This window comes from Halostella pelagica (assembly GCF_004762015.1).
GTDB lineage: Archaea > Halobacteriota > Halobacteria > Halobacteriales > Natronoarchaeaceae > Halostella > Halostella pelagica.
Genome location: NZ_SJES01000002.1, coordinates 287,660 through 308,502 on the forward strand (window position 1 = coordinate 287,660; position 20,843 = coordinate 308,502).

Consider the following 20,843-nt stretch of genomic DNA (forward strand, 5'->3'; position numbering starts at 1 on the left):
GACGTGCCACGATCTACCACGACGCCGAGGAACTTATGCGGAGTCGCTGCGTAGTTTCGGTATCATGATGGTCGGCCACGCGCTGCTCGCGTTCGCCTTGGTTGCCGGGACACTCTCCCTGGCCGGGCGCTCCCGCGAGCGAGCGCTCTCAGTCGGCCTCATCGCCGCCGGATTCGCCGTCGTCCCTGACGCGGACATGGTGTACGCCCTGGCCGGCCTCCTCGACGCGAACTACGATAGCGTCTTCTCGGTCACAGAGGCCTTCTGGGAGACGAGCACGGTCGTCCATCGCTCAGTGACTCACTCGCTGGTCGTCGCGGTGCCAGCGGCGGTCGCGTTCGGGCTCTGGACGGCGGAGTCACGTGTCGTGCGCGCCAGTGCCGCCGCGCTGGCCGTTGCGCTCGTCACCGCCGCACACCTGATCACGGGTCCGCTCGCGGCGCTCGTGATGGTCGCGTTTCTCGTCAGCGGATTCGTCGTCTCGTCGCTGGCGGATTCACAGGGGAAAGCTGGGCCGGTGACGGTCTTCGGGGCCGCAGTAGTCGGGATCTGGTCGCACCCCTGGGGAGACATGTTCACCGGGGAGCCGCCGCACCTGTTCTACCCTCTTACCGACAGCGCCGCGGTCGAGCGCGTCGCACTCTCACCGGATCCGACGTTGCACCTGCTTGGCGCGTTCGGCCTGGAGATCGCGACGCTGTGGCTGGCCGCGCTGGTGTACTGTTATATTTCTAATATCTCTATCTCCGAGAACGTAAATCGACGGGCCGCGCTGGGCGTCGTTTACGGCGTCGCCGTGCTGGCGATAGATCCGCCGACGCTCTCGGTGTCGTACCAGTTCGTATTCAGTATCGTCGCCGTCGGTATCCTCGCTGCGGTCCCGTTCAGTCGGGCGCGGCTTCGAACGCGATTCCCCGGCGATCTGAGCCTCCCGGACCGGATGACGACGCCGGAGGGGGTACTGAGGGCACTGTTGACCGGTCTCGCCGGCCTCACTGCGGCACTGCTCGCGTACACCGCTGCGTACGTACTTTTCGTCTGAGCGCCGTCTGTGCGCGTGCCGTTTCCGAACGACCGATACGCCTCGGTTTTTCAAACAGATATTCCGTACCGGTTTCAGCGATGGTCTTGGTTCCCGCCATGACTGGATAATTACAATACCGCAACACCAACCTTTTACCCGTGACGGGTCCACGCAATGCTATGGCAGACGCGGACATCGACATGCTGTTTCGCGACCGGCGAATCAACGCCGGTATCGCGTGGCTCCTCGTCGGGTTTCTGGGAGTGATAGCGGTCGTCGAACTAGTCGACGGCGAGTTCCTCTGGGCGGGGTTCGCGGCGACCGTCTGCGTGCTCTCGTTGCTCCCCATCGTCGCGTACAGGTCGGCTGAAGTGATGCTTCCCTGGGAGGTCGTCGCCGTCGCCGCGCTCCCGGTTCTCGGCCGCACGGTCGCGACAGTGCCGGTGACCGGGAACCTCGCGACGTACCTATCAGTCGCCGCTGTTGCACTCATCATCGCGGTCCAGTTGCAAGTGTTCACGTCGGTCGAGATGACGTACGGGTTCGCAATCCTCTTCGTCGTCGTGACGACGATGGCCGCGGCCGGGACGTGGGCGGTCGTCCGGTGGGCCGCGGATATCCAACTCGGAACCGGATTTCTCGTCGGCTACGAAGACCCCGAATACGCGCTGATGATCGAGTTCGTCTACTCGTTCGTGGTAGGTATCGTCGCCGGCGTCGTGTTCGAACTGTACTTCCGCCGGAGAGTTGACACGCACGAACGGCTTCCTGAAGAGGTCGCGGAGGGGGTACAATGAAACTACGCGACAGAGTCGGGATCTCGGAGAACCGGCAGGCACAGATCACGTACGTCATGGAGATCGGTCTGGTCGTCCTCTTTTTCCTCGGGATGGAGCGCGGCAGCGTCGGCGTCATGGTCAACTGCGCGGTGGGTCTGGTCGTCATCCAGTTACCGCCCCTGCTCGAACGGGACTACGACGTTCCGATGGACCCCGCGCTGACGCTCTGGATCACGAGCGCCGCGTTCCTGCATGCGCTCGGGACGGTCGGCATTCCCGGTACGGGCGCAACGTTCTACCGATCGCTAGGGTGGTGGGACCACATGACCCACGCACTCTCCTCATCGCTGGTTGCGGGAGTCGGTTACGCAACCGTTCGTGCGGTCGAGGAACACAGCGACGACATCTATCTCCCCGACCGGTTCATCTTCGTGTTCATCCTGATGTTCGTGATGGCGTTCGGCGTGTTCTGGGAGGTCGTCGAGTTCGTCATCGCGGAAGTCGCAGATATCACCGGCGGCCCGCGCGTACTCACTCAGTACAGTCTCGAAGACACGATGAAGGACCTCCTATTCAATCTGATCGGCGGCGTCATCGTCGCTATCTGGGGAACTGCCTACCTCACCGACATCGTCGGCGCTATCGAGGACCGTCTCGACGCCCGTTCGGGGGCCGAGTGAGCGTCGAATTCATTTCGGCCATCAAGGAAACAATCAAATAGCGCCCGGCTTTTTGTTTCGGTCATGAACGGATGCGGGTCGAGCATTGGACGGCGCGAGTTGCTGGCTGGTCTCGGTACCGCGGCGGCCGCTGGTTCCGCCGGTTGCATCACGGACCTCTGGGCTAGCTCGGCTCGCGATGCTCCACAGCAGATTTCGCTGAACGTCAAGACTCTCCCCACCGACGCCGACACTCCCTCGATCATAATCGCCCGACAGTTCGCCGAGCGCCTGCAGGAGGTCGGGATCAATGCGACCATCGAACCGAAGTCCGAAGTGGAACTGCTCCGGGACGTACTCCTCAATCGCGAGTTCGATATCTTTGTCACTCGGCACCCGGGGATAGAGAACCCGGACGAACTCTACTCGACGTTGCACTCCCTCTTCGTGGAAGAACAGGGGTGGCAGAATCCCTTCGGTCTCACGAACGTAACCCTTGACAAGCAGTTACAGCGACAACGCACCTCGTCGGGGCGGACACGGGACGCATCCATCAAAAACGCCCTCCGAACTACCGTCTCGGTCCAGCCGTTTTCCGTACTCACGTGTCCGGAGCATCTGACGGCAGTCGATATCGAACTCGCGACGACTTGGAACGTCACGAGTCTAAAGACGATGCTCGACTATCTCCGGATACGTCCCAAAGAGACCGCGTCTAACGACCTCGACACGCTTCGCGTCGCCCTTCTGAACTCCGAGGTGACCAAGAACCGGAATCCGATCGCCGTGGAGTATCACGACCGGAACAACGTTCTGGGGCTGATCTACGACCAGATCGGTCGTAGGATCGACGGCGATGTCGAACCGTGGCTCGCTCACTCCTGGATGTGGCTGGACAACCGCGACACGCCCACCGCCATCGTCAGACTCCGCGAGGACCTCACGTGGCACGACGGCGAAGCGCTCACTGCCGACGATGTCGCGTTTACCTTCGAGTTCCTCTCGGACACTTCGATGGGCGGTTCGAACGGCACGGTCCCAGCGCCGAAGTTCCGGTCCCAGTCGAGTCTCGTCGCCAACGCCGAGGCTCTCTCCGACACCCGCTGTCGGATCGAGTTCGAACCGAGCAGCCGCGAGGTAGCCGCTACCGCGTTTACCGTCCCGGTGTTGCCCCGCCACGTGTGGTCGGAAGAAACAGAACTGATTCAGGAGTACCTGACGCAGGCGATGGTCGACGAGAACCGCCAACCCGTCGGCAGCGGTATGTTTGCGTTCGACAGCGCCACGGCGGGTGAACAACTCACCCTCCAGTCGTTCGACGACCACTTCCTCAGTCAGGAGCGAGAACAGGACCTCGAACCACCGGTCGAGCAGTTTGCCGGCGGACCGGCCTACGACACGCTCGAATACATTGTCACGCCGTCAGGTGCGGCGGCGATCGAACTCATCGAAAACGACGAGATGGACATCGTCGGATCGACGCTCGATCCCGAAGACGCGCCACGTGCCAACAAGTCTGACTCGGTCCGCTTACTCACCGACAGTTCGAGCGAGTTTTACATTGCAGGGTTTAACGCCCGCAGGTCCCCCCTCACCAATCCGCATTTTAGACGGTGTCTCGCCCGACTGTTCGACCGCGAGCAGATCGCCGAAGACGTCTTCGACGGGTACGCCACCCCGGCTAATACGCCGCTCCACGGCACCGAATACGTCCCTTCGGATCTCGAATGGAACGGCGAGAGCGCGGTCGGCGCTTTCCCAAGTGAGAACGGAGACATGGACGTAGAGGCCGCAAAGCAACTGTTTCTCGACAAAGGATATCGGTACAGCGACGACGGCGAACTCCTCAGTCAGGGACAGTCCTAATATGTCACGGGCCTTCGTTAAGCGCGGAACCGCCGTTGTTAAATCGTTGAAGACGAACGTACAGGTATGGCACTAGCCGATGTAGTTTTGCGACTGACCGTCATGGTCGCTCTCCTGCTTAGTGTCGCCTCAGTCGCCCTCGTCGGTCCGCGGCGCATTTACCGTGCCCTCCGGGATTACCGCTGGCGTCTCGCCGACATCGGGCCATATCTGACGATACTGGTTCTCATCCTCGCTATCCGGAAATTAACTATGGATTATACGTCGGGGCTCTCCTGGTTGCTCGACCTGAACATCACGGCGTCTATCTACAGCCTCGAAGGCACGCTGGTCGCTGACGTCCAGTCGATACGATCGCCGATGCTAACTGATTACTTCGTGTTCATCTACCTCTACGGCTACGTCTTCCTGTTAGTGTTCCCGTTTATCGCTTACTTCGTGCGAAGCGACATGACCTCGATGAAAGAACTCATCGTGGCCTACGCGTTCAACTACGGCGTCGGTCTGATCTGCTACGTCCTCTTTATCGCATTCGGTCCTCGGAACCTGATTCCGGACATCGTCGACTCGCTCCTCTACGTCACGTATCCGCAGTCACAACTGCTCACCGGCGAGGTGAACCACAACACCAACGTCTTCCCCTCGCTTCACGCCTCGCTAGCGACGACGGTGTTCCTGTTGGCGTGGCGCACCCGCGACCAGTACAGGGCGTGGGTTCCCATCTCGTTCGTTCTCGCCGTCAGCGTCTCGATAGCGACGATGTATCTCGGCATCCACTGGGGAACGGACGTCGTCGCCGGCACCATCCTCGCCGTAATAAGCATCTCCGTGGCCGAGTACGTCGTCTCGCGGGACATGCTCGCCGGCTGGGGGCCGTTCGACGAGGAGTGGAACCTGTTCGACCGAGCGTAATCGGTCATACCTTTATCATTCCGCCGGATCTACTGGTGGACGCATTATGGTCTTCAAGAAGATCACGCTCATCGGTACGAGCCCGGAGAGTTTCGACGCCGCGGCGGACGACGCCATCGACCGCGCTGAGACGACGCTCGAAAACATCCAGTGGATCGAAGTAGACCAGCTCGGCGTCGAACTCGCCACCGCGGAGGACCGCGAGTATCAGGCCGAGGTGACGGTCGCGTTCGAACTCGAAGCGTAGGCTTCGACCACGTAATTCTTCCGCAACAGCCAGCTATATCCACCCATGTCGTTCGACGGTAACGGCGAAGACAGCGGAGCGACTGCTCGATACCTGCCTGACGCGGGTGAACAGCGTACACTGCGGCGGTGGGCCTGATGAGCGAGGGGTCACGTCCGGTCGTCTTCACCGTGATAGCCTGCACGTTTTTCGTCGGGTTCGGCGGGGGCGTCGTGTTTCCGATCCTCCCGAATCTGGAAGCGGTTCTCGGTATCTCGCCGTTTCTCGTCGGCCTGATCCTGAGCGCGAACCGGTTCACCCGTCTGTTCGCGAACGCACCGTCCGGCGCGCTCGTCGACCGCATCGGAACCCGGACGCCGTTTATCGCCGGGCTGTTCGTCGAGGGGGTCGCCACGTTAGGGTACAACGTCGCCATCGCGTCGGCCGCCCCCGCGGCCTGGTTTCTCATCGCGCGGGTCGCGTGGGGCGTCGGAAGCGCACTCGTGTTCGCGACGGCGTACACCATCACAGCAGACGTGAGCCAGGCAGAGTCCCGCGGGACTAGCATGGGCCTCGTCCGCGCGGGGATCACGTTCGGCTTTCCCGCCGGCCTCGTCCTCGGCGGCATCGTCAGCGACGAGTACAGCATCGCCGCGGCGTTCGCTATCGCGGCAGCGGTCGCACTGGTCGCCAGCGTCCTCGCGTATTTCACGGTCCCCGAGACGCACGTCGAGGAGAACCAGGCGGGCGTAAACCCCTGGAACGTCGATCGGAGCGTTCCCGCACTGACGGCCGGACTGGTCAACTTCGGTCTGTACTTCTCCTACGTCGGCGTCCTGTTCGCGACGCTCGTCCTCTTTCTGGACGCCCGGAGCGTGAGTATTCTGGGCTATTCGTCGCAGGGGACATCCGGGTTTCTGATGGGGATAACTGTCCTCGCTGGGTCAGTGTTCATGCTCGTCGGCGGGAAACTCAGTGACGTACTCGGCGCTCGCGTCCCGATCCTGATCGCGTTTCTCGTCACGGCCTGTGGCGGGTTCGCCCTGCTCGCGGACGCGCAGTCTGCGTCGACGCTGACGGTCGCCTGCTGCCTCATCGGCGCGGGACAGGGCGGCGTCGGCGGGCCGCTGCTGGCGCTCCTCGCCGACCTGACGCCACCCGACCGGATGGGCCGAGCGACGGGAACGAACAACGTACTTGGCGATGTCGGCGGCGGCCTCGGCCCGATGGTCTCTCTGCCCGCCGTCAAAGCCGTCGGTTTTGCCCCGGTGTACGCCGCCTGTGCGATCATCCCGGCGGTAGCGGGGCTAGTGCTACTGGTCGGTGTCTACTCACACACAGGATCGCTGAATCCGCAGGTGAAAGCTGAGTCAGTGGACGAAGTCGGCGGGGCCGACTAAGTTCGGAACGACTCGCCGCAGCCGCACTCGCTGACGACGTTCGGGTTTTCGACGTTGAACCCCTCGCCCTGAAGACCCGTCTCGTAATCGAGAACGCTCCCCTCGATGTAGTTGAGACTGGCCGGGTCGACGAACACCTGAAGGTCGTGGTGTTCGTAGATGGTGTCTTCCTCGTCTGCCTCGTCGTCGAAGCGCATCCCGTAGGAGAGACCGGCACAGCCACCTTGCTGGACGAACAGGCGGAGACCCGCCTCGGTGACGTCCAGGTCCTCGCCCTCTAGCAGGTCCAGAGCCCGTTCCGCGGCCTGTTCCGTGACGGTGATTTCGGGTCGGGTTTCCCCGTTCCCGGCGGCGTCCGTACTCATATTTCACACGACGTAGCCGAACGTGTTAACCCTGACGCTGATACTGTCGGACGTAACTGTTTCAGATATTTCGCGGGAACGTCCCCGCGAAGTTCTTCACTGACTTCCGTCAGTATGAAATCACTGCGGCAGGCCGGGTTCCGGGCGTCGCCTATCGTTCCGTCCAGCGGGTCGGCATAGTTCGACTCGCCACACGTCGTCAGATCGCCGTCGTGGAGCGCAGCGAAACGACGAGGTTCGTCGCGCTATCGCTCGTCGAACCGCCTCCGGACACTCTCGGCGTGCGCTTCGAGCCCCTCGGCCTCCGCAAGCGTCGTGATGGTGTCGCGCAGGTCGCCGAGCGAATCCTCGGAGAGGCGTTGGACCGACGTCGAGCGCAGGAACGTGTCCACTGAGAGGCCGCCGTTTCGCTTCGCGCCGCCGTTCGTCGGGAGAACGTGGTTCGTACCGCTGGCGTAGTCGCCGGCCGCGACGGGCGTGTGTGGGCCGAGAAACACGCTGCCCGCGCTGTCGATGCGCTCCAGGATCGTCTCGTCGTCGTCGGCCTGGATCGAAAGGTGTTCCGCGGCGTACGCCTCGGCGAAGAGGATCACTTCGCTCATCGAGCGGGCGTGGAATATTCCGCTGGCGTCGTTTTCCAGCGCCGCGCGGATCGTCTCTTCGCGCTCCCGGCCGGCCGCCTGCGCTTCGACCGCGTCGGCGACTGCCTCGGCGGTCGACTCGTCGTCAGTCACCGCGACGACGGAGGCGTTCTCGTCGTGTTCGGCCTGTGCGACAAGGTCGGCGGCGACGTACTCCGGGGTCGCGGTGTCGTCAGCGACGACGAGGATCTCGCTCGGCCCGGCGAGGAAGTCGATGTCGACGTCGCCCTGTACCTCGGCCTTGGCGGCCGTGACCCAGCGGTTGCCCGGGCCGACTATCTTCTGGACGCTGTGGACCGATTCGGTGCCGTAGGCGAGCGCCGAGATGGCCTGGGCCCCGCCGACGCTGTAGACGGTGTCAGCGCCGGCGGCGTGGATCGCGGCCAGCGTCACGGGATTCATCTCCTCGGCGGGCGGCGTGGCGACGGCGACGTTCTCGACACCGGCCACCTTCGCGGGGACGATTCCCATGATGGCGCTGGAGGGGTACGCCGCGGTGCCGCCTGGCGCATACACGCCGACGTGTTCCAACGGGCGGAACCGACGGCCGAGTTCCCGACCGTCGAACTCCTCGCGCCAGTCCTCGGGCATCTGCGCCTCGTGGAACTCGCGGACGTTATCCGCCGCGCGCTCGATGGTGTCTCGCATGTCGTCGTCTATCTCCTCGTAGGCGCGTTCCGCCTCGTCCGTGACGACGAGGTTTGCGACCTCGACGTCGTCGAACTCCCGGCAGAACTTCCGAACGGCGACATCTCCCTCGGTGCGGACGCGGTCGACGATATCTCTGACATCGCCGCGGACGGTTTCGACGCCGGCATCGCGGTCGAACAACGCGGCGCGGTCGTCCGGAGCGAGGTCGGGTAGTGACCTGACGTTCATACCTCTGCGTTGGCGGGAGCGCGAAAAACGGTTTCCCATCTGTGCCCCGAGCGAGGCGTCGTGTCTCCCCGCTCCCGAGCGGCCGATCCACCGCCTCGGAGAACTCGAATTCAGGCCTCGCGGACGAGGCGGTCAACGATCCGGGTGAGAGCGAGGACGAGAACGACCGGAGAGACTGGACGCCACACTATGCCGTCTTGATCCGCTCATATCGGTCTATTCTCGTTGTTTGATCCGTCAGAGCTTACCCACTGTTCTCACGCTCTATACCTCCGAATTGCTTTCTGCCCGCAATCACCTCTGTTTCCGCGCGTTGTACGAACGGTTCCCGCTCCGAGTCGGTCAGGCGAGCGCGGAGGTCGCGTTCGAACGCTTCCTGCTCGTCGCCGAAGGTTTCGGGCGAACAGTACGACAGCGAGAAGACGTAGCCGACGACGCTATCGACATCCCACTCGCGTTCGGTTTCGAACGTCGCAACCTCGACGTCGTGGAAGCCGAACGCGTCGAGCTTTTCGTCCCACGGGTCGTCGTAATCGACCGGCCCGGTTCTGGGAGGTAGGTCGTCGATATACTCGTCAGCGATCTCGTACACCTCGTCCTGCCACCGTTTCTCCCCTCGAGTGAACCACTCGGCGTCGTTGAGTATCGCGACGCCGCCGCCGGGTTCGGTCATCGAACGAAGCCGTTCTAGCGTCCGCTCCTGGTCCATCCAGTGGAACGACCGACCCATCGTCGTCAGCCGGACCGGAACCAGGTCCTCGTCCAGATCCGAGTCCGAGCCGACGACCCACTCGATGTTGTCTCGACCTGCCTCGGCGGCTCTCGTTTGAGCCTCTCGGATCATCGCTTGGTTCGGATCCATTCCCACTACTTTGCCGACGAACGCCGCGATCGGAACGGTGATTTGACCAGCACCGCAGCCGAGGTCGAGCACGCGAGACGACTCGTCTAAGTCGAATTTCTCTTGCAGATATTCGATAGCCCCGCCGCCGTATCCGGGCCGGTATCTGGCGTAGTACACCTCCGTGCTCGTGAACGGATCGACGTCTGTTGGCGCCATCGGTCGGCTCACTGAACGACTGATCGTTCTCCGGTCATAAGCGTTCCGTGAGCGTGGATCGGACTGAAACGATGACAGGGGGACAAAGCGTCATCTCCGACGGTCAGTCCATGGGTCCAAATGGCAAAGAATAATACGCAGGAACTATAGTATTTCTGTTATAGATTGGTTTTTGATATTTACCGTTTTACGCATTTGGAATGGATCCGTCCGTGATCCACGGAACGGGTTTCGGCCACTGAAACCGTCCCGGAATCACTTGCGGATCCGGTATATTAGAAACCGCATCGACACCCCGAGGTTTCATCACTTCGTCCCCCTACCGCTAGTGAGACGGGGAGGACACGGCGACAGCCAAGCTTCTGTAACTGAGAGTTTATATCCTCTAATTTGATAAACAAACGTCATTTCATTATTTCGTATAATAATTTGTCGTTATATATCCGAGAGTTCGTAGCGCGACCGCGTGTTCAGTAGTATCGGACTGTCGGGAGAGTAGATTCAGACGGGTGTACGCGTTGTCGTCTTAAGATCGAAGAATTACTCAGTGGATGTACGAGCATCAGTGAACGGAACTCGACAGCAGACAAGGGCACGGGAACTCAACGACGATGGCCCCGGCGGGCGAAGTGGACCCAGAACCTTTCGGGGAGTGAGTTCGCGTTGAAACGGTCAGTGGGCCACCAACGGAGGGTAGAAAACCTATCGGGGAGTTCCGCCGGCGGATGCCGGGAACGAGCGGTCGAAGCGGACGCCCACCGAGTTCTGTTCGATCAACTCGTTCGAACCCAATGAGCGAGCAGTACGTGAATTAATTGATGGTTTGGGAGCGTTCCTTCATCGCGTCACCGGTACTTCGGGTCGTTCGCGATCGGTACGTTTCTTAACTTCACGGCGACAACACCCACAAAAATGGCGCCGGGGATAGTAGGGTCGGACGAGAGGCAGGGTGGTAGGGGAAGAGAGGAGGCCGGACATCCCATACGTCAGCTTCTTCTCGAATACGGATGGGGCTACAAAAAACAGTTCATCGTCGGACTCTTCTCGGGCGTAGCTGCTCGTGCCATGGGGATCGTTCCACCGTTTATACTCGCGACGGCGATCGACACTATCCTGCTCGAGCAACGCCCGCAGGCGATTCCGCTCGTCTCGACCGGATGGGTGCCCGACCAACCGCTGCAGCAGTTGGTTTTCGCCGTACTCGTCGTTGCGGTCGCCTTCCTTACGGAGTCTCTGTTGCACGTACTCTGCGGTTGGGAGTTAAAATCGTTTGCGCAGAACGTTCAACACGACCTTCGAACGGACCTGTATGAGAGAGTACAGCGGGCAGATATGGGATTTTTCACCGACGAGAACACCGGCGAACTGATGTCAGTTCTCAACAACGATATCAACAACGTCGAGAGCTTCCTCACTGACGCGCTGAGTGACACGATCCGAACAGCGGCGCTTATCGTCGGCGTCGTCTCCGTTCTCCTCTACACGAACTGGCAACTGGCACTCATCACGCTCCTTGTCGTCCCGCTCATCGCAGGATTTTCGTACAAATTTAGCGAGGCGATCGGGTCGCGGTACGAGCGGGTTCGTGCCAGCGTCGGCCAACTCAACGCTCGACTCGAAGACACTCTCAACGGCATTGAAGTCATTAAAACCCACACCGCTGAAGAGTACGAATCCACCCGGTTTGCCGAGGCGTCACAGGATTACTACGACGCAAGGTGGGACGTGATCCGGACAGAAGTGACGATGCATCCGGGCATCAGGCTCCCTGCCGGGATCGGCTTCACACTCACCTTCCTCGTAGGGGGTGTGTGGATGCTCACCGGTCCTCCGGGGCCACTTGCGGGGACCGTAACCGCGGGAGAGCTAGTTCTCTTTTTCTTTTACACGAGACAGCTCATCTGGCCACTCTCGACGGTCGGCCAGATCATCAACCTGTATCAGCAGGCCCGAGCGTCCAGCGAGCGGATCTTCGGGCTTCTCACGACGCCGAATCAGGTCTCGGAAAGAGACGACGCTGAAGAGTTGACGGTGACTGACGGTCGTGTCTCGTACGACGATGTCACCTTCGGGTACGAAGACACTGCAGTGCTTGAGAGCGTGGATTTCACTGCCGAGGGGGGTCAGTACATCGGTCTCGTCGGACCAACCGGGTCGGGAAAGACGACGCTGCTAAAACTGCTCCCTCGACTGTACGATCCGGACGGCGGAACAGTCAGCGTTGACGGGACCGACATATCTTCGGTAACGATCGAGAGTCTTCGAAGTACCATCGGGTACGTCGGCCAAGAGACGTTCCTGTTTTCCGGTACTATCAAACAGAACATAGCGTATGGGACACCCGACGCGTCCGAATCGGAGGTTATCGAAGCCGCAAAGGCCGCGGAAGCCCATTCGTTCGTTCGAAAACTGCCCGACGGATACGAAACCCAGATCGGTGAACAGGGGGTGAAGCTATCAGGTGGGCAGCGTCAGAGGGTCGCGATCGCTCGTACGTTGTTTAAAGATCCGGAGATACTCCTCCTCGATGAAGCGACGTCGGACGTCGACACGGAAACGGAACTCCTGATCCAGCGGAGTATCAACCGCTTGGCCGAGGACCGCACGACGTTCGCGATCGCTCATCGGCTTTCGACTATCCGGGACGCGGATCGGATCCTGGTCTTGGAAGACGGGCAGATCGTAGAGCGAGGGACTCACGAGGAACTGCTTGCTCGCGACGGCCTCTACGCGAACCTGTGGGAGATTCAGGCGGGCAACGTGGGCGCTCTTCCGGAGGATTTCACCGAACGAGTACTCAAGCGCCGGTCGGAATCCAGTTGAATTCGGATCGGGAGTATTCAGCACCCCATAGATAATATTTATATAAATCCTTGTTTAATACATTTTTTATGGATCAAGACGATAACACTCAGCGGACAGTCAAGAAGTTAAGCGAAGACGGGTACTGCATTCTGACCGATGTTTTTGATACGGACGTAGTGGAGGCCAAACGCGGACTGATAAACGAGATCATTAGCCAGCAAGAAGACGGACTCGTCGACCCGTTCAGTTTACGAGACGAGTACTTACTCCCGCAACGAGATGCAGGCATCGTTCCAGATGTCTACAAGAAGTATCCCGGGTTCAGAGAACTGGCCGAGGACGAACGAATTATCGAAATCGTCGAACGACTACTCGGTGAGAACATCTGTACGAACAGTAACTACATCATATACAAACCATCAGGAACGGACAACGAAGTCAGCGTTCACCGAGAGGTGGATCCCCAGTACACCGGTTCGCCGAGATATATCGCCTGGATCCCGTTGTGCGATGTCACAGAGGAAAACGGCTGTCTGAAAGCGATCGAGGGGTCACATACGCCGGAAGAAGTCGCAACTTGGAGAGAAACGAGTACCGACCGGGGCGTCGAACGCTACGACCCTGAGGCGATGAGCTACATCGAAATGAACGCTGGAGACGTTCTACTGTTTCACCACCATCTCATACACGGTAGCGACGATGTGACAACCGCCCAGCCGCGATACGCGTATCGCGTAATGTATCAACGGCCGGTTCCGTCGGAGTTACCCGACGTTGGGTGCCCGGTTATGATACGGAGAGGGAACGTTCGAGGGGTCTCCAAAGATGGGTGATTCTGCGACCTTCGCCGTGGATAATTACTTCCTCCACGAGGGCCACGACCATACCCCGAACCGCGATCCGTACAAGATCCATCGAGCGTTAACTGCGGCATCGCGAAGCGAGGTCGTTGATTCCCTTTGCCGGAAGGTGTCCCTCTCGAAACTGAACGACCGGCAGGAAACGGAATCGTCGTTGGAAGACGTACTCGACACGGGGTATACCTTTCGAGGCTACGGTCGGTACTTCACGATTCAACCGATGCAGGTCCGGGAGGAACTACGGGAACTCGCCGTCCTTCTCGACGAACACGCCCCCGAAAGCATCGTAGAGATCGGTACTGCAACGGGCGGAACGTTCTACGTCTTGTGTCGATACCTTCAAACGACAGATCTGATCGTGAGTGTCGATGTCCCGGGCGGGGTTCCTGGCGACGGAATGGGCGGTGGGTACTCGACTGGGAGAGCGGAGTTCATGCGTTCGTTCGCGGCCGACAAACGGCTGGAATTCGTTCGACAGAACTCCCACAGTTACGATACGGTAAGACAGATCGAAAACGTCCTCGGAGACCGGGATATCGATTTCCTATTCATCGACGGGGATCACACGTATGGGGGCGTGAAAGCCGATTTCGACCTGTACAAACGGATCCTCGCGGACGACGCTATCGTCGCGGTACACGATATCAAGGGGCCGGAAACCCCGTACTGCGAGGTGAGCCGATTCTGGGACGAAATCAAGGAGAGATACAGGACGAGAGAAATCGTCGGACGCCAGGAGCAAACGTGGGCCGGAATCGGGATCATCTACCTCTGATCTGTTTCTTGGAGTAGCTAACTGCGAGTCCGGTTCTGTCCACCCGGATCGGCCTCAAGTTATTTGTTTCATTATATTCAAGGTTATTTTACCACAGGAAATACGGCTAAACTGTGGGTAAGAACGCGAGCTACATTAATGACCACCGAAACAGTCCTTCTCATCGGCCCCAGCACGAACACCGCATCGGGCGTTCTCGACAGCCACGCAAAACGGCTCAGTCAGCGGAGTTTCGCTGACGAAGTGGACACCGCAACGTTCGAAACAGACCCAGTGCGCGAGCTACGAGGCCAATTCACGGATATCACGACGGAGCGAGTGTACGCGATTCCAGTGATAACTGCCCACACCAGTACCACAATGGAGAGGCTTCCGACAGCCCTCTCGTACATCTCTGGAGACGTTCGATACTGTGAACCGGTGGGCCGAAGTCCCGCAGTCACCGAGATCATTGTTCGCCGAACGTCGGGGCTGGTCTCGGCTGACGAGGAATCCTCTATGATACTTGTCAGTTCGGGGTGTAGTTCGAAACCGTATCACCGTCAGGCGGCCGAGTACCACGCGGCCCGGATCCGGGATCAGTCCAGCTATACTGACGTGGTAACGTGCCATCTCGTTCAGGATCCGGCTATCGAATGTGTCCGTTATGAGGTTTCCAACGGTCGTGTAGTCGCCGTTCCGCTGTTTTTCACACGGAACGAGAACACGTCTAAACTGTCGCGTAAGCTCGGATTCGAACGCGGAAACGTCGACTGGATCGACCCGTTCAGTAGCCATCCGCACATAACAGACGCGATTAGAGCAGAAGTCGAGAAGCAACGGGCTCTCGACGACGGCCCGCCATCAACTACCCGTGAAGATGAGATGCTCCAGAACGGCTCCGTCGAAAGCCACTCAGTCAGATAGTCACCTCGCTACGAGGACAGCCCCCTACAGGTACAGTACCAAAGGGGCTAATACGCCAACCCACAACTGCTACAGCATCCGATGGACGCGCACGACAGAACCCGAAATCGTGCCGCTGTGGAGGGGAACAGTCCCGTAGCGCCCCAAGATGAGGACGCACTACTCGCCCGGGCATCGTCATACGCCTCGACGGTCGACATCGCCGTCGACCTCGACGCAGTCTCGTGGGAGATATCCGACCGGGCGAAACGGCGGGCAGGGGTCTGTCTGTACGACGGCGACGGATCCGTAACGATACGGCTGACCTGGGACGCGTACCAGTCGTACGGGTGGACGGAGTTCACCGACGTGATCCGTCACGAACTGGTCCACGCGTGGGAGTTCCAGCAGTACGGTGAGTCGGATCACGGTGAACGCTTCCGCAGGAAAGCCGACGAAGTGGGTGCCTCCAGACACTGTCGGACCTTCGCCGAACCGCGGGTGCGACTCCGCTGTACGGACGACGACTGCGGTTGGACTGCAGACCGACACCGGGCCTCGACGGTTGTCACCGACCCGGCCGACAGGCGGTGCGGAACGTGCGGAGCGCGATATCTCGTCGAACACGTCGAAACCGGTGAACGATGGGAAACGAAAAACGAGTACGAGAACGCTCGCGAACGGATCGGCGACGAGTGGTGACCGACACACGGCGAGGCCGACGAACTGGCTGGCTCAGAATAGGACACAGCCATCCGCGACGGGCAGTCGTCACCGCCACCGTTTCCGAGTGGGAGGAGTCACCCCTCCATTCGGAGGGCGTAGAGTATGCATATCAGCCCTGAAAGCTGGGCCGCTTGCGAGACGGCACCCGCGGCGAGTTCACTCACGTCGAAAACGACGTACACTCCGGCCGATATCGCCTGGACGCCGATAATAAGCGTGAAACCGACGGCGATGAACAGCATCGGTCTGCTCCGGTTGCGCCGATACCCCTGGAAAGCGATGTAGACGATAGTGAAACCGAGCAAGATGACCAGTATCTGGCTGGCCATGACGAGCGTCCGCGCGGTGAGTTCGATATCGGAGAGTTGTCCGATCATGGTTACATGTCCTCGATGAGACGCGTGAAGCGGTCAGCCATCGATTCGCGATGACGGACCTGTACTTCGAACCCGTCGTCAGTGAGATCAACAGTCAACCGGTCGAGGTTCGTCCGGTACTCCTTGTAATGGTGACCGCCTTCGGCCGGTTTCGTTCGTTCGACGACTAGATCGTGCTCGCGGAGGGGCTCTAACCGTCGATAGATAGTCGCCTCGGACACGCCACACCGCTCGGACAGGTCGCTTGCTGACATAGGTTCGTTCCGGGCGCGAAGAAGGATGCAACGGGCACAGTCGTCCTCGAGGACGGTCGCGACCGCGGTTACATCCGGATCTTCGCTCACGGACGAGATATGATGGGGAGCCGACTTAAAGTTACAGATGAAATCAGAACCCCTAGCGCGACAGCGGCCGATAACGCATCCGCACGCGACGGGATGACGTTTTGTCGGGTGTCGCCGGCACTCGCGTCGGCAGGAACGGTCGCTTCGGCTGACGCCGTCCCATCCCGTACCGTTACGTGTTCGTGGGTTCGTTGCTCCGCTATGGACGAGACGGAGAACGGTTCGAAACGCGCCGAACGGTTTGCCTACGATTCGGGCGTGATCCGGTTCGGGCGAGGGTGCGTTGCCCGCCTCGACGACGAACTCGACGCGCAGGGACTCGACCGGGCGCTCGTGGTCTGTGGCGAGACTGTCGGAGCGACGCCGGCGGTGATCGACCCCGTGAAATCCGGGCTCGGCGACCGGTTGGCCGGCGTCTTCGCCGAGACGACGCCGGCCAAGCGCCTGGGGACCGCAGTCGAGGGCGTCGAAGCGATGCGTGCGGCGGACGCGGATGTCGTCGTGAGCCTCGGCGGGGGGAGTAGCCTCGACACGGCGAAAGTCATCGCCGTCCTCGCGGCGTCGGACCGTTCGGCCGCGGCGGTCGGCGAGGAGTTCGCGGAGCGGGGAACGGTTTCAGTTCCGGACGACATTCCGCCTATCGTGGCCGTTCCGACGACGCTTGCCGGCGCGGAGCTCTCGCAGGTCGCCGGTGTCACGGCGTCGCCGGAGAACAGTTTCGTCGAGACACACGTAAGCGGCGGCGTCAGCGACCCCCAGTTGATGCCGACCGCCGTGTTTTCCGACCCGGAACTGTTCGAAACCACCCCTCGCGATATCCTCGCCGGGTCCGCGATGAACGGCTTCGACAAGGGCATCGAGACGCTGTACTCACAGCGGGCGACCCCCGTCACCGACGCGACAGCGTCACGGGGTCTGTCGTTACTGCGCTCAGGGCTACCGTCCCTTGGGGGAACCTCCGACGAGAGCGACTCACTGGACCGGATCGTCGAGGGAGTGCTCCTCGTCCAGTACGGCATCTCGCGCCCCGACGGGACGACTCTTTCGCTGATCCACGCGTTCGGTCACGGTCTAACAGCGCACTCCGACGTGCAACAGGGGAAGGCTCACGCTATCGTCGCTCCCCACGCGCTCCGGTATCTGTTCGGAGAGGTCGACGGTCGTCGCGACCTGCTTGCCGAAGTACTCGGCGTCCCGCACGACGGGAAGTCCACAGAGGAGGTGGCGGCGGACGTCGTCGACGCCGTCACAGCGGTCCGGAACTCGCTCGGCTTGCCGTCGCGGCTTCGGACTATCGATGACCTCGACCGCGACGCGTTCCCCGACGTCGCCGAGGTCGTCCTGAACGACAGTTTCACGGCGAACGCCCCGGCGGATCTCCACCTGACGCAGGCCGACATTGAGTCCGTACTTCGCGAGGCGTGGTGAGACAGTAGCCGGCCCCGATCCGTTTCACGCTGGATGTCGTATTTCCGTATAGAATGCTAGACGGCGACGTTCCGAACGAACGTGCTCGAACCGGATGGTGGGCGTTCGTCGCCTTGCTCGCCGTGGTGGCGGCGTTCATCGCTTACAACTTCGTAGGGATGATCGCGCTCGGTGCGTTTGGATATTACGCCACTCGCCCGATCAACAGACAGTTAGAACGGTTCATTGACTCGGACGGGGTCGCGGCGTGGGTGACGGTCCTTCTGATCGTCGTCCCGGTTTTTCTGCTGGTGTTTTACACCGGCTTCAGAGCGTTTCAGGAAGTTCAACAGTCTCTCAACGGATCGGCTACCGTCCCGGTTTTCGGAGAGTACCTTCAGTTACTGACGGAGTCGCAGCGACAGACGCTGTTCGCCGTCGTCCAGAACCCGGGTCAGTCGATCCAAAATCCCGAGCAGGTACTCCGGACGATACTCCAAACGGGCCAGCGAGTGTTCTCGGCCGTGTTCGGAACGCTCGTGCTACTGGCGCTCTCCCTGACGTTAACGTACTTCCTCCTGGAAAACGACGACGGACTCACCGAGGGATTCCTCGAGTTAGCGGGTGGTCGCGACACTACGGCCTACGCGTACGCCGCGGCCGTCGACCAGGACCTAGAGTCCGTCTTCTTCGGTAACCTCCTGTTCGTCGTCGCCATGACGATCATCGCGGGGGTCACCTACTGGGGGACGAACGTCCTCGCGCCGCAAGGCCTCCACGTCCCCATGATATTCGTCCTCGCCGTTCTGACCGGTATCGCTAGTCTGATCCCGATCGTCGTCGGGAAGGTCGTGTACCTCCCGGTGGTCGCCTATCTCGCGGTCCGGGCGACTGGAACGGACGAGACGCATTTGGTGTTCGTCGGCGGGACCCTTCTCGTCTACTTTCTCCTCCTCGACATCCTCCCGCAGACGTTTCTCCAGCCGTACATCACGGGCAGACAGCTCGACATGGTAGTGATGATGTTCGCTTACCTGCTCGGCCCGATCCTGTTCGGCTGGTACGGGTTTTTCCTCCTCCCGATCGTTTTCGTGCTGATGCTAGAGGCTGTCAGAATCGTCCTCCCGGAACTCGTCCATGGAGAGCGGATCACTCCGTCGGCATCTATGGGAGACTCGGTCGGAACTGACCCCCAGTCCGCGGCCGAGGATATCGACAGCAGCGAGGCGGAGCCGGATGACGACGGCACGTCAGACGACTAAGTCGTGGGTGTCCGTGGATCGACCGCAAACAACGGGTAGCGACGACATCTCAGGGAGTATACGTCAGTACCGCACAGACCCAAGTGTTTAGGAGGATAGCTATTCAGTGTCCGTAGCTTCGCATCTGAATATGAAAAGTGTGATCACGATCATAAGGAACACGCTGAGTACGGAAGCACCCGCAGACACCGAGTCAGCGGACGAAGAGCCGAACATCAGTGATGCTCCTTCACAGACTGAGGACGCCTCGAACGCCGACCTGTACGAGTGTCCCTCCTGTGGCTCCGTCCTCATCGAACCCGCGAGCGACAAATGCTCGCAGTGTCCCTCCGAGACCTTAGTTGAAGTGTAACAAGCCCCATACCGGTGTTTTCCGGGTATCGGCGGTCAAGCGGCCTGTTCTCCAAGGGAGCGGGAACCGCTGACTCCGGGACTGAGGATAAATACGGAGTGCCGTGAACTGCCCGGATCCCTACTTTTGAAGCGGTTTGAGAACGTTCGTTCCGACGATGTATCTGGGCGCGGAAGCATGGCCGGACCTGGGCTCGTACTTCGACGACGAATCACTCGCCATAGTTCCGCTCGGGTCGACAGAGCAACACGGCCCTCATCTGCCCGAAGCGACGGACCATCTCATCGCCGAGGCGTTCGCCAGGGAAGCCGCGGAGCGGACCGGCTTTCTCTGCACACCGACAGTCAACATCGGCGTCAGTTCCCACCACCGACAGTTTCACGGGACGATGTGGGTCAGTCCGCCGGCCTTTCGCGAGTACGTCGAGTCGCTCACCCGGAATCTAACGTATCACGGCGTTGACCGCGTCGTCTACGTGAACGCGCACGGAGGAAACATTCCGCACCTGCGCGAAGTCGGACGGCGACTGCGCGAGGACCACGACGCGTACGCTATCGAGTGGATGTGGAACGAGAGCATCCCGGATCTGGTCGACGAACTGTTCGAACAGAGCGGTCCCCACGGCGGGCCGAAGGAGACAGCGATGATACAGCACTTAGCCCCCGAACTGGTCCACGACGACCGACTCGCCGATGCGCGAGACGGGGGCATCCCGAGCGTCGCCGACGCAGGGACGGTACGCCACGGGGCGCGGACGTTTTACGACGCCGCGGACAACACGGAAAACGGCGTCCTCGGAGATCAAACTGACTCCACCGCAGCAAAGGGCGAGCGCATGTTCGAGGCGGCCACCGAGCAACTCGTCGCGCTCTGCGAGTGGCTCTCTCGTCAGGAGTTCGACGACCTCCTCCCACGCGAGCACGTGTGAAAACGCGGCCACACGCAACTATCAAATTTTGTATACCAGTATAGGCATTATACATAAAATAGAATCCATATATGCGAATATTATGGTTCCACCGATGAATGGAGAGATACGACTCCTGATTGGAGTCGTGACGACAGTTCTATGAATATCCAACGGAACGTAGTCGCGAAGTCGCAGATTTTGGCCCGTACACAAGGATATCTATCCGGTAATATCGGATATCACTGTAGGACTACCACAGTGCCCACCAATCTGGCTTTATCGTCCTGTTTCGAGGCACGTTAATGAGATAACATACCCAATAATAACAG

The 20,843-nt window shown here is 60.4% G+C and carries 21 protein-coding genes; 16 read left to right on the plus strand and 5 right to left on the minus strand.

What is annotated here, in order from left to right; translation table 11 throughout:
• The first annotated feature begins 64 nt into the window (after positions 1-64).
• The 7 genes from EYW42_RS05900 to EYW42_RS05930 all read left to right on the plus strand — a co-directional run bounded on the left by EYW42_RS05900 (position 65) and on the right by EYW42_RS05930 (position 6,866).
• Complete coding sequence (locus tag EYW42_RS05900) at positions 65-1,042, plus strand: metal-dependent hydrolase (protein ID WP_135534329.1); 978 nt, start codon at positions 65-67, stop codon at positions 1,040-1,042.
• Between the two features lie 161 nt (positions 1,043-1,203).
• Positions 1,204-1,821, plus strand: coding sequence for a hypothetical protein (locus tag EYW42_RS05905; protein ID WP_135534330.1), 618 nt, complete (start codon positions 1,204-1,206; stop codon positions 1,819-1,821).
• A complete protein-coding gene (locus EYW42_RS05910; RefSeq protein WP_135534331.1) occupies positions 1,818-2,483 on the plus strand; it encodes a hypothetical protein in 666 nt (221 codons plus the stop codon). Before EYW42_RS05905 ends, EYW42_RS05910 begins: the two co-directional genes overlap by 4 nt.
• Positions 2,484-2,546: 63 nt before the next feature.
• The gene (locus EYW42_RS05915; protein WP_135534332.1) at positions 2,547-4,328 is read left to right on the plus strand and encodes an ABC transporter substrate-binding protein; all 1,782 of its coding nucleotides are present in this window, start codon (positions 2,547-2,549) and stop codon (positions 4,326-4,328) included.
• A 66-nt stretch (positions 4,329-4,394) separates the two neighbouring features.
• Positions 4,395-5,240 (plus strand): phosphatase PAP2 family protein, encoded by an 846-nt coding sequence (locus tag EYW42_RS05920; protein ID WP_135534333.1) that lies wholly within the window; start codon positions 4,395-4,397, stop codon positions 5,238-5,240.
• Positions 5,241-5,286: 46 nt separating this feature from the next.
• A complete protein-coding gene (locus EYW42_RS05925; protein WP_135534334.1) occupies positions 5,287-5,487 on the plus strand; it encodes a dodecin in 201 nt (66 codons plus the stop codon).
• Positions 5,488-5,624: 137 nt separating this feature from the next.
• Positions 5,625-6,866, plus strand: coding sequence for an MFS transporter (locus EYW42_RS05930; RefSeq protein ID WP_135534335.1), 1,242 nt, complete (start codon positions 5,625-5,627; stop codon positions 6,864-6,866).
• Here the strand turns inward: EYW42_RS05930 and EYW42_RS05935 are convergent.
• The 3 genes from EYW42_RS05935 to EYW42_RS05945 all read right to left on the minus strand — a co-directional run bounded on the left by EYW42_RS05935 (position 6,863) and on the right by EYW42_RS05945 (position 9,823).
• A complete protein-coding gene (locus EYW42_RS05935; protein WP_135534336.1) occupies positions 6,863-7,231 on the minus strand; it encodes a HesB/IscA family protein in 369 nt (122 codons plus the stop codon). The two genes, EYW42_RS05930 and EYW42_RS05935, sit on opposite strands and share 4 nt — an antisense overlap.
• A 245-nt stretch (positions 7,232-7,476) precedes the next feature.
• Positions 7,477-8,751 carry a histidinol dehydrogenase gene (gene hisD / locus EYW42_RS05940; protein WP_135534337.1) on the minus strand — a complete coding sequence of 425 codons (1,275 nt, stop codon included), beginning with the start codon at positions 8,749-8,751 and terminating at the stop codon, positions 7,477-7,479.
• Between the two features lie 244 nt (positions 8,752-8,995).
• On the minus strand, positions 8,996-9,823 hold the full coding sequence (locus EYW42_RS05945; protein ID WP_237561285.1) for a class I SAM-dependent methyltransferase: 828 nt from the start codon (positions 9,821-9,823) through the stop codon (positions 8,996-8,998).
• A gap of 900 nt (positions 9,824-10,723) precedes the next feature.
• Here EYW42_RS05945 and EYW42_RS05950 point away from each other — a divergent pair.
• The 5 genes from EYW42_RS05950 to EYW42_RS05970 all read left to right on the plus strand — a co-directional run bounded on the left by EYW42_RS05950 (position 10,724) and on the right by EYW42_RS05970 (position 15,838).
• The gene (locus EYW42_RS05950) at positions 10,724-12,634 is read left to right on the plus strand and encodes an ABC transporter ATP-binding protein (protein ID WP_135534338.1); all 1,911 of its coding nucleotides are present in this window, start codon (positions 10,724-10,726) and stop codon (positions 12,632-12,634) included.
• 68 nt (positions 12,635-12,702) lie between these two features.
• Entirely contained in the window at positions 12,703-13,449 is a 747-nt protein-coding gene (locus EYW42_RS05955; protein WP_135534339.1) for a phytanoyl-CoA dioxygenase family protein, read from the plus strand.
• A complete protein-coding gene (locus EYW42_RS05960; protein WP_135534340.1) occupies positions 13,442-14,251 on the plus strand; it encodes a class I SAM-dependent methyltransferase in 810 nt (269 codons plus the stop codon). The genes EYW42_RS05955 and EYW42_RS05960 overlap by 8 nt, the downstream gene beginning before the upstream one ends.
• 243 nt (positions 14,252-14,494) lie before the next feature.
• Positions 14,495-15,157: a sirohydrochlorin chelatase gene (locus EYW42_RS05965; protein ID WP_202613820.1), complete on the plus strand. Its 663-nt coding sequence runs from the start codon at positions 14,495-14,497 to the stop codon at positions 15,155-15,157.
• A gap of 81 nt (positions 15,158-15,238) precedes the next feature.
• Positions 15,239-15,838 carry a SprT-like domain-containing protein gene (locus tag EYW42_RS05970; protein WP_135534341.1) on the plus strand — a complete coding sequence of 200 codons (600 nt, stop codon included), beginning with the start codon at positions 15,239-15,241 and terminating at the stop codon, positions 15,836-15,838.
• A gap of 98 nt (positions 15,839-15,936) precedes the next feature.
• Here EYW42_RS05970 and EYW42_RS05975 read toward each other — a convergent pair whose 3' ends face one another.
• Together EYW42_RS05975 and EYW42_RS05980 are read right to left on the minus strand one after the other, a co-directional pair.
• Positions 15,937-16,239: a DUF7521 family protein gene (locus EYW42_RS05975; protein WP_135534342.1), complete on the minus strand. Its 303-nt coding sequence runs from the start codon at positions 16,237-16,239 to the stop codon at positions 15,937-15,939.
• Positions 16,240-16,241: 2 nt separating this feature from the next.
• Positions 16,242-16,583, minus strand: a complete 342-nt coding sequence (locus EYW42_RS05980; RefSeq protein ID WP_135534343.1) for a helix-turn-helix domain-containing protein — start codon at positions 16,581-16,583, stop codon at positions 16,242-16,244.
• A 201-nt stretch (positions 16,584-16,784) separates the two neighbouring features.
• Between EYW42_RS05980 and EYW42_RS05985 the strand changes: the two genes are divergently transcribed.
• The 4 genes from EYW42_RS05985 to EYW42_RS06000 all read left to right on the plus strand — a co-directional run bounded on the left by EYW42_RS05985 (position 16,785) and on the right by EYW42_RS06000 (position 20,532).
• Positions 16,785-18,011 (plus strand): iron-containing alcohol dehydrogenase family protein, encoded by a 1,227-nt coding sequence (locus tag EYW42_RS05985; RefSeq protein ID WP_135534344.1) that lies wholly within the window; start codon positions 16,785-16,787, stop codon positions 18,009-18,011.
• 53 nt (positions 18,012-18,064) lie between these two features.
• On the plus strand, positions 18,065-19,252 hold the full coding sequence (locus EYW42_RS05990; RefSeq protein ID WP_135534345.1) for an AI-2E family transporter: 1,188 nt from the start codon (positions 18,065-18,067) through the stop codon (positions 19,250-19,252).
• A gap of 130 nt (positions 19,253-19,382) precedes the next feature.
• Positions 19,383-19,604 carry a hypothetical protein gene (locus EYW42_RS05995; RefSeq protein WP_135534346.1) on the plus strand — a complete coding sequence of 74 codons (222 nt, stop codon included), beginning with the start codon at positions 19,383-19,385 and terminating at the stop codon, positions 19,602-19,604.
• 157 nt (positions 19,605-19,761) lie between these two features.
• Complete coding sequence (locus EYW42_RS06000) at positions 19,762-20,532, plus strand: creatininase family protein (RefSeq protein ID WP_135534347.1); 771 nt, start codon at positions 19,762-19,764, stop codon at positions 20,530-20,532.
• The last annotated feature ends 311 nt before the right edge of the window (positions 20,533-20,843 follow it).

What these genes read in the sequence shown, in the direction of transcription:
- EYW42_RS05900 (WP_135534329.1), top strand. Translation starts at nt 65, where the DNA reads ATGATGGTCGGCCACGCGCTGCTCGCGTTCGCCTTGGTTGCCGGGACA.
- EYW42_RS05905 (WP_135534330.1), top strand. Translation starts at nt 1,204, where the DNA reads ATGGCAGACGCGGACATCGACATGCTGTTTCGCGACCGGCGAATCAAC.
- EYW42_RS05910 (WP_135534331.1), top strand. Translation starts at nt 1,818, where the DNA reads ATGAAACTACGCGACAGAGTCGGGATCTCGGAGAACCGGCAGGCACAG.
- EYW42_RS05915 (WP_135534332.1), top strand. Translation starts at nt 2,547, where the DNA reads ATGAACGGATGCGGGTCGAGCATTGGACGGCGCGAGTTGCTGGCTGGT.
- EYW42_RS05920 (WP_135534333.1), top strand. Translation starts at nt 4,395, where the DNA reads ATGGCACTAGCCGATGTAGTTTTGCGACTGACCGTCATGGTCGCTCTC.
- EYW42_RS05925 (WP_135534334.1), top strand. Translation starts at nt 5,287, where the DNA reads ATGGTCTTCAAGAAGATCACGCTCATCGGTACGAGCCCGGAGAGTTTC.
- EYW42_RS05930 (WP_135534335.1), top strand. Translation starts at nt 5,625, where the DNA reads ATGAGCGAGGGGTCACGTCCGGTCGTCTTCACCGTGATAGCCTGCACG.
- EYW42_RS05935 (WP_135534336.1), bottom strand. Translation starts at nt 7,231, where the DNA reads ATGAGTACGGACGCCGCCGGGAACGGGGAAACCCGACCCGAAATCACC.
- hisD (WP_135534337.1), bottom strand. Translation starts at nt 8,751, where the DNA reads ATGAACGTCAGGTCACTACCCGACCTCGCTCCGGACGACCGCGCCGCG.
- EYW42_RS05950 (WP_135534338.1), top strand. Translation starts at nt 10,724, where the DNA reads ATGGCGCCGGGGATAGTAGGGTCGGACGAGAGGCAGGGTGGTAGGGGA.
- EYW42_RS05955 (WP_135534339.1), top strand. Translation starts at nt 12,703, where the DNA reads ATGGATCAAGACGATAACACTCAGCGGACAGTCAAGAAGTTAAGCGAA.
- EYW42_RS05960 (WP_135534340.1), top strand. Translation starts at nt 13,442, where the DNA reads ATGGGTGATTCTGCGACCTTCGCCGTGGATAATTACTTCCTCCACGAG.
- EYW42_RS05970 (WP_135534341.1), top strand. Translation starts at nt 15,239, where the DNA reads ATGGACGCGCACGACAGAACCCGAAATCGTGCCGCTGTGGAGGGGAAC.
- EYW42_RS05975 (WP_135534342.1), bottom strand. Translation starts at nt 16,239, where the DNA reads ATGATCGGACAACTCTCCGATATCGAACTCACCGCGCGGACGCTCGTC.
- EYW42_RS05985 (WP_135534344.1), top strand. Translation starts at nt 16,785, where the DNA reads ATGGACGAGACGGAGAACGGTTCGAAACGCGCCGAACGGTTTGCCTAC.
- EYW42_RS05990 (WP_135534345.1), top strand. Translation starts at nt 18,065, where the DNA reads ATGCTAGACGGCGACGTTCCGAACGAACGTGCTCGAACCGGATGGTGG.
- EYW42_RS05995 (WP_135534346.1), top strand. Translation starts at nt 19,383, where the DNA reads ATGAAAAGTGTGATCACGATCATAAGGAACACGCTGAGTACGGAAGCA.
- EYW42_RS06000 (WP_135534347.1), top strand. Translation starts at nt 19,762, where the DNA reads ATGTATCTGGGCGCGGAAGCATGGCCGGACCTGGGCTCGTACTTCGAC.